This is a genomic window from Streptomyces sp. Je 1-369 (assembly GCF_026810505.1).
GTDB lineage: Bacteria > Actinomycetota > Actinomycetes > Streptomycetales > Streptomycetaceae > Streptomyces.
Window position 1 is genome coordinate 6,132,153 of the sequence record NZ_CP101750.1, and the last position, 13,423, is coordinate 6,145,575.

11 protein-coding genes are annotated in these 13,423 nt (G+C 71.8%); 3 read left to right on the top strand and 8 right to left on the bottom strand.

Translation table 11 applies throughout. From position 1 onward, the window contains the following. Positions 1-29 precede the first annotated feature (29 nt). On the top strand, positions 30-581 hold the full coding sequence (locus NOO62_RS27905) for a glycoside hydrolase family 25 protein (protein ID WP_268773577.1): 552 nt from the start codon (positions 30-32) through the stop codon (positions 579-581). 25 nt (positions 582-606) lie between these two features. Here the strand turns inward: NOO62_RS27905 and NOO62_RS27910 are convergent, their stop codons facing one another. Continuing rightward, entirely contained in the window at positions 607-1,266 is a 660-nt protein-coding gene (locus NOO62_RS27910) for an NADPH-dependent F420 reductase (RefSeq protein ID WP_321170615.1), read from the bottom strand. A gap of 142 nt (positions 1,267-1,408) precedes the next feature. Here NOO62_RS27910 and NOO62_RS27915 point away from each other — a divergent pair, with 142 nt between their 5' ends. Further along, a complete protein-coding gene (locus tag NOO62_RS27915; RefSeq protein WP_268773579.1) occupies positions 1,409-1,975 on the top strand; it encodes a serine hydrolase in 567 nt (188 codons plus the stop codon). A 69-nt stretch (positions 1,976-2,044) separates the two neighbouring features. Here NOO62_RS27915 and NOO62_RS27920 read toward each other — a convergent pair whose 3' ends face one another. Continuing rightward, positions 2,045-2,257 carry an EF-hand domain-containing protein gene (locus tag NOO62_RS27920; protein WP_268773580.1) on the bottom strand — a complete coding sequence of 71 codons (213 nt, stop codon included), beginning with the start codon at positions 2,255-2,257 and terminating at the stop codon, positions 2,045-2,047. Positions 2,258-2,495: 238 nt separating this feature from the next. Between NOO62_RS27920 and NOO62_RS27925 the strand changes: the two genes are divergently transcribed. Further along, positions 2,496-5,504: an AAA family ATPase gene (locus NOO62_RS27925; RefSeq protein ID WP_414931020.1), complete on the top strand. Its 3,009-nt coding sequence runs from the start codon at positions 2,496-2,498 to the stop codon at positions 5,502-5,504. Here the strand turns inward: NOO62_RS27925 and NOO62_RS27930 are convergent. From NOO62_RS27930 to NOO62_RS27955, 6 genes are all read right to left on the bottom strand, one after another. Continuing rightward, on the bottom strand, positions 5,431-7,653 hold the full coding sequence (locus NOO62_RS27930) for a tetratricopeptide repeat protein (protein WP_268773583.1): 2,223 nt from the start codon (positions 7,651-7,653) through the stop codon (positions 5,431-5,433). The two genes, NOO62_RS27925 and NOO62_RS27930, sit on opposite strands and share 74 nt — an antisense overlap. 130 nt (positions 7,654-7,783) lie before the next feature. Next, positions 7,784-8,440, bottom strand: a complete 657-nt coding sequence (locus NOO62_RS27935) for an SUKH-4 family immunity protein (RefSeq protein ID WP_268773584.1) — start codon at positions 8,438-8,440, stop codon at positions 7,784-7,786. Between the two features lie 97 nt (positions 8,441-8,537). Continuing rightward, positions 8,538-10,100 carry a glycoside hydrolase family 13 protein gene (locus NOO62_RS27940; RefSeq protein WP_268773585.1) on the bottom strand — a complete coding sequence of 521 codons (1,563 nt, stop codon included), beginning with the start codon at positions 10,098-10,100 and terminating at the stop codon, positions 8,538-8,540. A gap of 70 nt (positions 10,101-10,170) precedes the next feature. Further along, entirely contained in the window at positions 10,171-11,052 is an 882-nt protein-coding gene (locus tag NOO62_RS27945; RefSeq protein WP_268773586.1) for a carbohydrate ABC transporter permease, read from the bottom strand. A gap of 3 nt (positions 11,053-11,055) precedes the next feature. Beyond that, positions 11,056-11,997: a carbohydrate ABC transporter permease gene (locus NOO62_RS27950; protein WP_414931021.1), complete on the bottom strand. Its 942-nt coding sequence runs from the start codon at positions 11,995-11,997 to the stop codon at positions 11,056-11,058. An 11-nt stretch (positions 11,998-12,008) separates the two neighbouring features. Then, positions 12,009-13,376, bottom strand: a complete 1,368-nt coding sequence (locus NOO62_RS27955; RefSeq protein ID WP_268773587.1) for an ABC transporter substrate-binding protein — start codon at positions 13,374-13,376, stop codon at positions 12,009-12,011. Positions 13,377-13,423: the final 47 nt, after the last annotated feature.

The following is a 13,423-nucleotide window of genomic DNA, read 5'->3' on the forward strand; positions in this document are numbered from 1 at the left end:
TACGCCTAGCGCCCACTCTGGAGGCGCCCGTGATCCGTGGCATCGACGTCAGCTCCCACCAGACCACCTTCGACACGGACGGCCTTTCCTTCGTCTTCATAAAGGCGACGGAGGGCCGTTCGTACACCAACCCGAAACTGTCCGCCCAGACGAAGCGCGCCCGTGACGCAGGCTGCGTGGTCGGCTACTACCACTTCCTGTGGCCGGGCAACATCAAGGCGCAGGCGGAGTATTTCGTGAGCAAGGCGCCCGAGAAAGCGGGGGACTTGCTGGCGGCGGACTGGGAGTGGACGGGGGACCACACGCGAGCGAGCAACGGTGAGAAGGACCGCTTCATCCGGGAGGTGAAGCGGCTGCGGCCCGACCACCGGGTCCTCCTCTACTGCAACCGCGATTTCTGGTTGAACCACGACAGTACTTCCTACGCGGGCGACGGGCTGTGGATCGCCGACTACGTCCGCGCGGGCAAGCCCCGCATCCAGGCGAAGTGGAAGATCCACCAGCACACGTCGACACCGCTGGACAAGAACGTGGCCGACTTCGCGAGCGAGGACGCGCTGCGGGAGTGGGCCACGCCCTGAGTGCTGGTCCAGGAGGGCGCGTCGGTCAGGCGCGCCACTCCGCCTGACGCTCCGGGGACGCCGCGTCCAGCGCCTCGCGGATCTCGTCGGTCCCACCGACGTTGCCGTACACGGGAGTTCCGGGCTGCTGACGCCAGGAGTCGTCCTGGCCTCCGTTGTCCACGGTGTCGAAGCCGATCTCGTCGATGAGGTCGCGCACGGTCTTCTTGGCGATCTCGTCGTCGCCGGAGACCGGCAGCGCGATCCGGCCGGGGGCGCCCTTCGGCAGGGGCTTGTCGAGGATGTCCTGGGCGTACGTGCCGTTGAAGGCCTTGATGACGGGGTGGCCGATCTGCCCCTCCGTCCAGCGGCTCTCGGTCAGGCCGTCCTCGATCTCGGCGATCCGCCCGTCGCGCTGCTGCGGGTAGTAGTTGCCGGTGTCGATGACGGCGACGTTCTCGGCCGCGCCGTCGAGGAAGCCCGCGGGCAGGTCGGGGACGGCCTTGAGCGGGATGGTCACCACGACGACCTGCGCGCCGTTCGCGGCCTCGTCGACGGTGACGGGCTTCGCGCCGGTCTCCTCGGCGAGGGCGGTCAGGGTGTGCGGGCCGCGCGAGTTGGCGACGGAGACGTCGTGGCCGAGGGCGGTGAGACGGCGGGTGAGGTTGCCGCCGATGTTGCCCGCGCCGATGATGCCGATCTTCATGACTGACTGCCTTTCGAGAGGCCGGACGGCGAGGTGCCGAGGTCGTAACGGAGGGAACCTCCGGTTCGTCGTGGGTATTCCCGCCGGGTGCGGAATGAGTGCGCAGGGTGGCGACGTCCCGAGTGGAAGCGAACAGCGGCAGATGAACTTGGCCCGGTCCGGGACGTCACGTCGTGCCCTGCTGGTGGCCGCGGCGCTGCTGCCGCTCGCCGGATGCGGCACGGACGACCACCCCGCGCCGCGGAAGTCCACCCCGAGCCCGCCCCCGGCCCCCGCACCGGATCCCACCCGCCTCGCCTCCCGTTTCGCCGCGCTGGAGCGCGAGCACGGCGGTCGCCTCGGCGTGTACGCGTTCGCGACCGGCACCGGCGCCACGCCGACCCACCGTGCGGACGACCGCTTCGCGTTCTGCTCCACGTTCAAGACGCTCACCGCGGCGGCCGTCCTGCACCACCACCCGCTCGGCCGCCTCGACAAGCGCGTCACCCGCGGTAGTCGGCGGCGACGGCCCGAGGGGTGGCGGGTCGCGGACAAGACCGGCACGGGCGACTGGGGCAGGGCGAACGACATCGCGGTGGTCCGGCCGCGGGACCCGGACGCGGACCCCCTCGTACTTGCCGTCATGACGGACCGCCCAGGCCGCGACACCCCACCCGTGAACGCCTTCATCGCGGACGCCACGAAACTGATCGTCGCCGAGCTGGCATAACGGAAGAAGGGCCCGGCGCACCTGGTGTGCCGGGCTCTTCCGTCGCGTCGGGTCGCGCCGACTCGGCGACTACTTGTTCAGGCTCGCCCAGAACTCGTCGAAGGACAGACGCTTGTCCGCGTTGGTGTCCTTCGCGCCGATCACGGCCTCGGCCACCGCCTCGGTCTGGTAGAAGTCGCCCATCCTGGCCATGGCGCTCTTCCACTCCGCCGCCGTGATGAAGCCGTCGCCGTCCGCGTCGAACTGCTCGAACGTCTTGCGCGCTTCCTCGATGTCCGCCACCGGATCCACCCCTTCTTGGTGCACTACTGACGGGGGTCAGGGTAACGGCCGCCCAGGGGCCCGATGACATGGAGTACACCCCATGGCCAGCGCTTTCGGTCCGTGATACTACCGTTATATTTCTTCATATCTTGTGCACGAACTGAGATCCCGGCCCGCGTCGCGCACGGGGCGGGTGCGGTACAACGTCACCGAGGGGGTCGCGCGCCTCCGTGAGGGGGCGTGGGCCGTGGTGGAGATGGTCGGAGGCTCGGCGGGGCCTGCGGGGCGGGTGCCGTTCGTGGGCAGGGGCGTGGAGCTGGGCCGCCTCGAAGCGCTCCTCGGTGACGCGGGGGCGGGCGGCGTCGTCGACGTGGTCGGGGATCCGGGGATCGGCAAGAGCAGGCTGCTGACGGAGTTCGCGGCGCTGGCCCGGGCACGGGGCATGACCGTGCTGCGGGGGAGGGGGACGGAGCGGGCCAGGGGGCGTCCGTTGCGGCCGTTCACGGATGCCTTCACCGAACTCGACCCGCGCGCACGCCGCGCGTTCCCCTCGCTGGGCGGGCTGCCCGCGGTCGTGCGGGGGGAGGACGGTGAGGCGTCTTCGGGTGCGGCGGCCCCGGGTGCGGCATCGGGTGTGGTTTCGGGCGCGGATCTGTTCGATCTGTGCCGGGTCACCGCCGCCGCGCTCGGCGGTGTCGGCGGGCACGGTCTCGTCGTCGTCCTCGACGATCTGCACTGGGCGGACGAGGCGACCGTCGAGCTCGTCGACCATCTCGTACGCCATCCCGTGCGCGCCCCCTTCCTGCTGGCCGTCGCCCGGCGCGAACGGCAGTCCCCCTCCGCGCTGTCCGCCGCCCTCACGCGTGGGCTCGACTCCGGAGTCGTACTGCGGTCCGCCCTCGGCCCGTTGGCAGGAGACGAACTGATCGACGGGCTCGCCGCCGGAGTGCCGCGGGAGCGGGCCGCGGAGATGTACGAGGCGAGCGAGGGGAGTCCGCTGTACTTCCTCGCTCTCCTCCACGGCGACCACTCGGCCGCGTTCCTCGACGAACTCGCCGCACTGTCCCCGTTGGAGCGCGCCGCCATGGACGCCGTCGCGGTGCTCGGCGAGCACGCGAACACGGACCGGATCGCCGCCGTGACGGGGGCCGACCGGTACGAACTCATTCGCGCGATGCGGGAGTTGGTGGACCGTGACCTGCTCAGGCCGGACCGTCGCGCCCGCTGCCTCGCCCCTCGCCACCCGCTCCTGCGTGCCTGGATACGCGAGGCCGTCGACCCCTGGCGCCGCCTCGAGCTGCACCGCGCGGCCGCCGTCGAACTCACCAGGACCGGAGCGCCGCTCGCCGACCGCGCCCACCACGTGGAGGAGTCCCTCTCCCGCTGGGACCCCAAGGCGGCCGCGACCCTGACGGAAGCCGCGGAGCAGGCCGTCGCCACGGCCCCCGCCGTCAGCGCGCGGCTCCTCGACGTCGTCCTGCGCGTCCTGCCCGACACCGCGGAACACCACGCCACACGCTCCGAGTTGATGCTCAAGAGGGCCACGGCGCTCGGCATGACCGGTGCCGTCAAGGAGAGCAGGGACCTCCTCCACCGGCTCATCGCCACGCACCGTCCCGCCCCCGAGGGGCCGGAGGCGGGCGACGCGCTGCGGACGTCCGCCGTCGTGCAGTGCGCCTTCATGGAGCGCACCCTCGGGCGGTACGCGGCGGCCGGCGCCCTGCTCCGCCGCGAGCTCGACCGGCGCCCCGGGCCGCCGCCCGCCCAGCGCACCGGCCTGGTCGTCGAGTGGGGCAACCGCGCCCTGTTCGCCACGCGCTACCCCGAAGTGCGTGACGAGGTGGCCGGAGCCCTGGCCGACGCCCGGCTCCGCGGCGACGAACTCGGCGCCGCGGAGGCCCTCACGCTGGCGGCGCTCGGGGAGGTGTACGAGGGGGAGACCGCGACGGCACGCGAGTACGCCGCCGAGGCCGCCGCGCTCACCGACGTCACGACCGACGCCGACCTCGCCGGGCAGTGCGAGTCGCTGGTGCGCCTGGCCTGGAGCGAGGTCTTCCTCGACGACTGCGCCGCCGCGCGGCGCCACTCCGAACGCGGCGTCGACATCGCCCGGCGCACCGGCCGCCCCTTCGCACTGGCCCAACTGCTCCTCACCGGCGCGTACGCCCGCCTCACCACGGGACGCCTGTCCGAAGCGCTGGAGTGGGCCGACGAGTCCGTCGCGGTCGCCGAAGCGCTGGGCGGCGCCGAACTCCTCGGGATCAGCCGGGCCATCCGTGCCCTCATCCTCATGCAGGTGCGTCCGGCCGGTGACCCGGAGGTGCTGGCCGCGGCCGAGGAGGCGGCCGCGACGGTGGGAGCGGTGGACGGCTGGTGGGCGACCGTGTCCCGGTGCCTGCTCGCGTACGCCGCGCTGGGCGCGGGTGACCCGTACCGGGTGCGGGACGTCCTGCTGGCCGCGGGCGGTGACAGTGACCTGTCGCGGGTACAGCCGTCGATGCGGCCCAACTTCTTCGAGCTGCTCGTCACCGCGTCGCTGGCCACCGGGGACGTGGCGGACGCGGAACGCTGGGCGTCCCGCGCGCTCACGCTGGCGGACCGCCTCGGACTGCCCGTCCAGCGGGGCGCGGCACTGCGCGCCGTCGGCCTGGTCGCGGCCCGGCGGGGTGAACTCGGTGTCGCCGCACGGGCGTTCACGGAGTCGGCGCACGAGTGCGCGCGGGCCGGTGCGGTCCTGCGGGAAGCCCAGAGCCTTCTGCTCGGCGCCCCCTTCGCGGCCGCCACGGGCGACACCGCCCGAGCCGCCACCATGTCCCGGCGCGGCCTCCGCCTCGCCGAGGAGGGCGGCGCCCGCCTGCTCCTTGACATGGCGGCGCGGGGGCGGGCGGAAGGGGAGCGGGCGGCGAGGGAGAGGGCGGGCCGGGGGTCCGCGGGTGCGGACGCGGCCACCGCCTCACCTCCGTCGGTCCCCGGCCCCGGCCCCGACCCGACGGCGCCGGTACTGCCGGGCCCGCCCGCCGCCGACGTCCCGCCGCTGCCGTCCGGCCCGTTCGCGGCCCTGACGCCGCGCGAGCGTGAGATCGCCGCGCTGGTCGCCGAGGGGCTCACGAACCAGGCCGTCGCCGATCGGCTGTGTCTCAGTACGCGCACGGTCGAGAGTCATGTCGGCCGGGTGTACCGCAAGACGGGCGTCACCTCGCGTGCGGCCCTGGCGTCGCTGGTGACGCGGTGCGCGGCGGGACCGCCTCAGGCTGCGGACGAGTAGGGCCCGCCCCGGCCAGTAGGTCGCACTCCGCTGCCAGGGGCGCCAACGTGCCGTCCGGGTCCGGCCGTTCGCGTACCGCTGCCGCCAGGCCGCGGGCTCGGGTCGCGGCCGACTCGTGGCGGCCCAGTACGAACACCAGGCGTGCGGCCAGGAGTTCCGTGGGGTGCAGGTCCGCGAGGGCCGGGCCGCCGCACGCGCGCAGGGTCTCTATCGCCTGTTCCGCGTGTCCCAGGGCCCTTTCAAAGGCGCGTACGTTGGCCGCGTACTGCTCGTGGGTTCCCCGCTCGACCAGTGGCGGGCCGTCGGCGTGTTCCATTGCCAGGCGGGCCAACTGGACGTGTGTGCGGCCCAGTTCCACGTAGAGCTCCGTGCGTTCCGGGTCCTGTTCCGTCTCCTCGGCGTGGTGCCGGTTCGTGTCGAGGGCCTCCGTCATGACCGTGTCGGCCGCGGCGAGTCCGTGTGCGGTGAGGGTCTCCCAGGCGCGGGCCCGCAGTGCGCGGACCAGGGCGCCGTGTTCGCCGAGCGCGCGCCACAGGTCTTCGGCCCGCTCGTAGGTCCGTGCGGCCTCCGCCGGTTGTCCGGCCAGGCTCAGCGCCTGCGCCGCCCGCTGGGTGAGGGATGCTTCCTCGTGCCGGGCGTCGGGCGAGTCGCGGGCGGTTTCCGCCGCGTGCTTGAACTCCGCTGCTGCCAGGGCCGGTTGATGCGTGTGGAGGTAGCTTCGGGCCAGCCAGGTGTGGGCCCGGGTGCGATCGTCCGCGCTGTGGATGTAGTCCTTGAGGTCGGGCAGTACGGACTCCAGGACCGCGGCGGCCTCCTCGTGGCGGCCCGCCTCGCAGTGCAGCCCGCCGAGCCGCAGTCGGGCCAGCGCGCTGACGTGCGGGCTTCCCCCGGGGAGCCCCGCGAAGTACGCGGCGTCGGTGAGGAGGCGTTCCGCCCGGGGACCGGACCCGTCGTCGGAGGGCGTCAGGGACTGCGCGAGTGCCAGGCACAGGCGGGCCCGGTCCAGCGGGGACGACGAGGAGTCGGGGGCGAGGTCGGGGCCGGGGTCGGGGACGGGTACGTGGGGGCGGGGTGTGGGGGAGGGTGGCCGTGTGCCGCCCAAGGGGAGTTCCGCCATCAGCGGGGCCGCGGCCATGCGGGCCCGTGCGCGGTCCGAGACAGCCGTCGTACCGTTGCGACGGTCGAAGCGGGCCGCCAGGTCGAGGGCCGACTCCCGGGCGTGGTCGAGGAGTGCCGCCGCGGTCCACGTGCCGCCCGGCGGTCCCGGCACCGGACGCTCCCCGTGGCCCGTCTCCACCGCGCGGCGCATCAGCAGCGCCGCGCCGACCAGCCACTCCAGGTGGTCGAGCGGGTCGCCCGTCTCGGTCCAGCGCCGGTCCTGCTCGGCGAGGATCCGCAGGCCGTGCGGTTCGTTGCCCGTGAGTGCGCAGAACTCGACGTGCAGCCCGATGGCGGGGCCGCACGCCTCGTCGGAGCGGACCAGCCGGTAGCCGCGCAGGTGGTGGGCGCGGGCCTGGTCCGTGCGGCCGGTGCGGACCAGAGGGAGCAGCGAACGGGCGAAGGTCTCGTGCGGCTCGCGGTGGCAGCCGTGGGTGCCGCTCAGGACGGGCTCCCACCCGTCGAGGGCCGCCCGGTCGTCGCCCAGGTCCAGCTGACGCAGCCCCTCCGTCGCGTACTCGCAGGCCAGGCAGTCGGCCATGGCGTCCCGCGCGGCCGCCGTCCACGCGGCGTACGCGCGGGCGGCGCGAGCCGCGTCGCCCACGTGCCGGGCGAGCCTGAACTCGGCTCCGTGCACGGCGCGTTGGGAGTATCCCGCTGTGCGGTAGCCGCGTCGCATTCGGGCCAGCCACCCCTCGACCTCGGGGAGCGGGACGTCGGGCTGCTGCCGGGCGTCGGCCACCACCCACTTGAACATCCAGTGCAGACGGTGGACGTCGTCCTCGCCGAAGTCCGCCGGGTCCTCGTCGTACATGCGCAGCAGGCGCAGGAACGGTACGGACGTCCGCGTGCTCTCGCCGCCGAAGCTGTACGAGTGGACGAGGTGGGTCAGCGCCGCCACGAGCGTCGGGCGGTCACCGGTGGCGGCGGCCTCGTCGGTGAGTGCTTCCGCGTGGGCATGAAGGTTCCTGGTCGCGCCCTGCGGGCCCATGTGCGTTCCTAGTTCGGACGATCCGGGTCGGATGCGGGTACATCCTCGGCCAGCCTTTCAGGACAGGGTCGGCCCCGGCATCCGTAGAACTACGCAACCGGCTACGCAAACCGGCCGTACTGGCCGACGGTCACCCGTACAGCGAGCGCCCCGCCGGGCTGTCGTCCGTGAAGCGTTGGCCCTCGGCGATCTCGTCGCCGACCACCCACCAGACGGTTTCGTCGTCCTGGAAGGGGAGCGGGTCGATGCGGCTCGTCTCCGCACGGATGCGCTCGACCTCGCGATCCAACCGCTCAAAACCGGCCTCCTCGCTGCCGCCGTCGCCGCCGCTGTCGTCGCCCTCGTCGTCGAAGGTGAACTCGTCGAGCAGGCGCTGGAACCGGAGAGTGACGTGCACGAGGGAGGAGACGTCCGCGTGGAGTTCCCGCGCGGTCTCCTCGTCGGGGTCGAAGGCGTACACCTTGCCGGACACGGGGTCGAGGGCGAGGTGCGCGTTGAGCAGCCAACCGATGACGGGCCAGGCGCCCGCCTCGTCCGCCGTGCTCTCCATGCCCTCCATGCCCTCGAAGATCTCGACGTCGACGACCTCCCCTACGAGCGGCAGCAGCCCGGACTCCTCGTCGGGCTCCCGCAGATACAGCGTCCCCGTGGGAACGCCGACGGCCCGCAGGAGGCGGGCGCCCCGCGTGTCCGCGGCGGAGGCGGGAAACGCGGACGCGGGCAGCGTCGCGAGCCGGTCCTCGCCGAAGATGCCGGTGACCGCGTCGCGGGTGACGTCGAAAAGCACTGCCGAACTCCGTGTGGCTCAGGGCGGGAGGGAAGCGGTCTCGCTGCCCTCCCGCCATGCTCCCCGAACCCCCGCCCGGCCGACAAACGACGGTCGCTCAGGCCCGCAGCCAGACCGCGGTGTCCTGCGGCAACCGCCCCCGTGGGGACAAGGGGCCGCTGGCAAGGAGGAGTTCGCTGCCCGCGGGCAGCGCCGCGTCGTCGGGGCCGAAGTTGACCAGGCAGATCAGTGCGGCGCCGTCCCGCTCCAAGGTGCGCGCGAAGGACAGCACGCCAGGCTCGTCGGTGCGCAGTCGGCGCAGTGGTCCCGCGTCGGCGAAGGAGCGCCGCAGCCGCAGCGCCGTCCGGTACAGGGAGAGCATCGAGCCCGGATCGTGGGCCTGGAGGTCGGCCGCGTACGCGGACCAGTCCCTCGGCACCGGCAGCCAGCTCCGCTCCGGGGTGCCGTCCCAGGGCAGCGGCACCCGGCAGCCGTCCCTGCCCGGGTCGACGCCGCCCGACCGGGCGTGCATCGGGTCCTGGATGCGGTCCCTCGGGATGTCCGCCTCCGGGAGTCCGAGCTCCTCGCCCTGGTAGAGGTAGAGCGAGCCGGGGAGTGCCAGGGTGAGGAGGGCCGCGGCCCTCGCCCTGCGCGTGCCCAAGGCCAGGTCGGTGGGGACGCCGAACCGTTTGCGTTCGAAGGCGAAACCGGTGTCGTCGGCCCGCCCGTACCGGGTGACCGTGCGCGTCACGTCGTGGTTGGCGAGGACCCAGGTGGCGGGCGCGCCGACCGGGGCGTGCGTGGTCAGGGTGAGGTCGATCGACTCCCACAGCTGCGCCTGGTCCCACGGCCGGGACAGGAAGTCGAAGTTGAACGCGGTGTGCAGCTCGTCGGGGCGCAGGTAGCGGGCGAAGCGCTCGGCGTCCGGCAGCCAGATCTCGCCGATCAGCGCGGCGCCGTACTCGTCGGCGATCCGCCGCCAGGAACGGTAGATGTCGTGCAGTTCGGGCTGGTCGTGGAAGGGGTGGGGGCGGTCCTGGGCCATGGAGGGCAGGCCGTCCGCCTTGGCGAGGAGCGCCGCCGAATCGATGCGTACGCCCGCCGCGCCGCGCTCGAACCAGAAGCGCAGCACGTCCTCGTGTTCCTGCCGGACCTTCGGGTGGGCCCAGTTGAGGTCGGGCTGCTCGGGCGCGAACAGGTGGAGGTACCACTCGCCGTCGTCCGTGCGGGACCACGGCACCCCGCCGAACTCGCCCACCCAGTCGTTGGGCGGTTCCGGCGAGTGCGGCCGGAAGTGGAACAGCTCCCGTTCCGGTGATCCCGGCCCCGCCGCCAGCGCGGCCTTGAACCATTCGTGCTGGTCGGACACGTGGTTCGGCACGACGTCGACGATGCAGCGCAGGCCCAGTTCCCCGGCCTCGGCGATCAGCTTCTCGGCCTCGCCGAGGCTGCCGAACGCCGGGTCGATGGTGCGGTAGTCCGCGACGTCGTAGCCTCCGTCGGCGAGCGGCGACAGGTACCACGGGGTGAACCACAGGGCGTCCACGCCCAGGTCGGCCAGATAGGGCAGACGGGCCCGGACACCGGCCAGGTCGCCCGTGCCGTCGCCGTTCCCGTCCGCGAAGGAACGGACGTACACCTGATAGATGGCAGCGCTGTGCCACCACTCCGTGCTGGGCAAGGGGAGTCCTTTCGTACGTGCTCCGAAGACGTGCTGCGAAGACGTGCCGCGGAGAGCTGCTCCGGAGAGCTCAGCCCTTGAGGCCGCCGGCGCCGAGCCCGGCGATGATGTGGCGCTGGAAGACGAGGAAGAGCGCGACCAGCGGCAGCGAGGCCATGACGAGCCCGGCCACCAGGCTGTTGAGCGGGGTGTCCTGGGCGACGCGCTGGAGGAACACGCTCAGCGGTTGCCGGGCCGGGTCGGGCAGCACGAGCAGCGGCCAGAGGAAGTCCTTCCACGCCGTGACGATGGAGAGGATGGAGACCACGGCGATGATCGGCCGGGCCAGCGGCAGCACCACGCGCCACATGGTCGTCACCGGCCCGGCGCCGTCGACCTTCGCCGCGTCGAGGAGCTCGTCGGGGATCCGGTCGAAGAAGTTCTTCAGGATGTAGATGTTGAACGCGTTGGCGGCCGCGGGCAGCCACACCGCGCTGGGGCTGTTGATCAGGTTGCGGTTGAAGATCGGGACGTCCACGACGGTGAGGTAGACCGGCACGAGGAGCGCGGTGGCGGGCATCATCAGCGTCACGAGCATCAGGCCGAGCACCACGTTCCCGAACCGCGGGCGCAGCTTCGACAGCGCGTAGGCGGCGGGGATCTGCACCGCCAGCTGCACCAGCCACGCCCCGCCTGCCAGGACGACCGTGTTGAGGAAGTACCGGGAGAGGTCCATCTCCCGCCACGCCTTCGTGTAGTTCTCGGGGTGCCAGCTCTCGGGGACGTACGTGGGCGGGTTCTGCGCCAGCTCCGTGGACGACTTCATGGCGCCGGTCGCCGCCCAGTACAGGGGCACGATGAACGCCACCGTGAACAGGACGAGCGAGAGGGTGAGGACCGACCAGTAGATCAGTCGTCCCTTACGTGTCTTCAGGACGGCGGGGCGCACGAGGGTGCGCGTCGAGGCGGACATCACTCACTCCTTGGCGGCGCGGGTGACCCGCAGATAGAGGGCGGAGAAGGCGCCCAGGGCGATCAGGAGCAGCAGGCTCAGTGCGCTGGCGGTGCCGAAGTCGTTGTAGACGAAGGCGTACCGGTAGACGAGGAACATCACGGTCACCGTCGAGTCCTCGGGGCCGCCGCCCGTCATCACGTACGGCTCGGTGAACACCTGCATCGTCGCGACGATCTGGAGCAGCAGCAGGACGAGCAGCACGAACCGGGTCTGCGGGATCGTGACGTGCCGCAGGCGCTGCCACACACCCGCGCCGTCCAGCTCCGCCGCCTCGTACAGCTCGCCGGGGATGGTCTGGAGCGCGGCGAGGTAGATGAGGGTGGTGGTGCCCATGTTGGCCCAGGTGGAGACGATGACCAGGGAGATCAGCGAGGTGGACGACGAGTCGAGCCATGCCGACGTCGGCAGGTGCAGCGTGCGGAGGATCTCGTTGAAGAGGCCGGGGCCCGGGTCGTAGAACCACTTCCACATCAGCGCCACGACCACCGGCGGCAGCATGACCGGCAGATAGACGAGGACCCGGAAGTACGCCCGAGCGTGCCGGAACTCGTTGAGGAGCACCGCGGTCAGGAACGGCACGGCGAAGCCGAGGACCAGCGCGTACAGGGTGAACAGGCCGGTGTTCCGCCAGGCGGTGAGGAACAGCGGGTCGTTGAAGAGCTTCTCGAAGTTGCTGGTGCCGTTCCAGGTGTTGCCGGTGGCGAAGTTGACGTCCTGGAAGCCGAGGAGGACGTTGCGGACGATCGGCCACCACGAGAACAGCGCGAAGATCACCACGGCCGCGCTCAGGAACCCGTACGCCGTCATGTGCTCGCGCAGCGCGCGGCGGCGGCCCGCCGGTGATCTGCGGGGTGCGGGGGAGGGGGGCGGCGCGACGGCCGTGTGCCGGGTCGGGGTCTTCAGCGTCACGCTCATCAGGAGGCGTCGTAGATCGCGTTGACCTTGTTCTCGGCGTCGTCGAGCAGGGCGTCGATGTCGGCGTCCTCCTTGGTGAGGACGGACTGCATCGCCGAGTCGAGTACCGCGTAGACCTCCTGGGCCTTCGGCGGTTCGATCACGCCGGGCACCTTGGGCGCGGAGTCCATGAACGCCTGGTAGTTGCCGGTCGGCATGTTCGCCTTGTCCTGCTTGGCCTTCTCGATCCGGTCGCGGACCGCGCCCTCGAAGACGTCGGGGACGGTCGGCATCGGGATGCCGACGGGGAGCTTCGCGTCGGCGTAGTCGGCGACGTTCTTCTCGATGACGTCGGGGTTGAGGTAGCGCCACTGGATCCACTTGACGCCGGCCTTGATCTTCGCCGGGGACGCCTTGGGGTTGAACATGTAGCCCTCGCCGCCGAGTAGCGTGGACTTCGCGTCCGGTACGGGGGCGAGCGCGTAGTCCGCGTACTTCCCGCCGAACTGCTTGGCGATGACGGTGATGTTGTCGGCGGCCGCGACGTACATGCCGAGCTTTCCGGAGCCCATCATCCGCTGGACGTCCTCGACCTGGAGCAGCTGCTTGCTGCCCATGGAGTCGTCCTTCCAGCGCATGTCGTAGAGGTCCTGGAAGGTGGCCTTGCCCTCCGGCGTGTTGAACGCGGCCTTCCACTTGCCGTCGCTCTCGGCCGCGATCCGGCCGCCGCGCGAGTACAGCTCGGCCGTGTAGTGCCAGCCGCCCTGGTTGTTCTTGGAGAAGTCGGCGTAGCCCACGGTGTTGTCGCCGAGCGCGGCGATCTTCCTGGCGGCCCTGCGGACGTCCGCCCAGGTCTTCGGTGCCTGGTCGGGGTCGAGGCCGGCCTTCTCGAACAGGGCGCGGTTGTAGATGAGTCCCATCGAGTAGTTCGACGTCGGCAGGCCGTACTGGCGGCCCTCGTCGTTCTGGAAGATCTTCATCAGCGGGTCCTGGAGGTCGCCGCGGCGCGGCATGTCCTTCACGGCGTCCGTGATGTCCGCGGCCTGCTTCTTCTCGATCAGGGACCGGGTGTCGGTGAAGTAGACGTAGAAGACGTCCTCCAGCTTGCCGCCCGCGAGCTTCGCGTTGAAGGTCTTCGGGTCCATGAAGCCCTCGTGGGGCACGATGTCGATGTCCGGGTTGGCCTTCTCGAACTGCTGCACGTGCTTGTCGTAGAGCTTGCGCTCGAAGGCCTGGGTCTTGGGCGGCTGCCCGTTGACGTCGAGCTTCACCTTGCCGCCGGAATCCGATTCGGCGCCGTCGCTGCTGGTGCCGCACGCGGTGAGCGCGGCCAGTGCGAGAACGGTCACGGTGGCGAGCGAGAGTGTTCGGCTGCTCGTGGATGACATCGGGAGACCCCCTCCGGGTCGTGCTGTACGTCCGTGCTGCGGGTGCC

Bases quoted from the DNA above. Each gene is read 5' to 3' on its own strand.
- NOO62_RS27910 (WP_321170615.1), bottom strand. From the start codon at position 1,266: ATGAAGATCGGCATCATCGGCGCGGGCAACATCGGCGGCAACCTCACC.
- NOO62_RS27915 (WP_268773579.1), top strand. From the start codon at position 1,409: ATGAACTTGGCCCGGTCCGGGACGTCACGTCGTGCCCTGCTGGTGGCC.
- NOO62_RS27925 (WP_414931020.1), top strand. From the start codon at position 2,496: ATGGTCGGAGGCTCGGCGGGGCCTGCGGGGCGGGTGCCGTTCGTGGGC.
- NOO62_RS27930 (WP_268773583.1), bottom strand. From the start codon at position 7,653: ATGGGCCCGCAGGGCGCGACCAGGAACCTTCATGCCCACGCGGAAGCA.
- NOO62_RS27945 (WP_268773586.1), bottom strand. From the start codon at position 11,052: ATGTCCGCCTCGACGCGCACCCTCGTGCGCCCCGCCGTCCTGAAGACA.
- NOO62_RS27955 (WP_268773587.1), bottom strand. From the start codon at position 13,376: ATGTCATCCACGAGCAGCCGAACACTCTCGCTCGCCACCGTGACCGTT.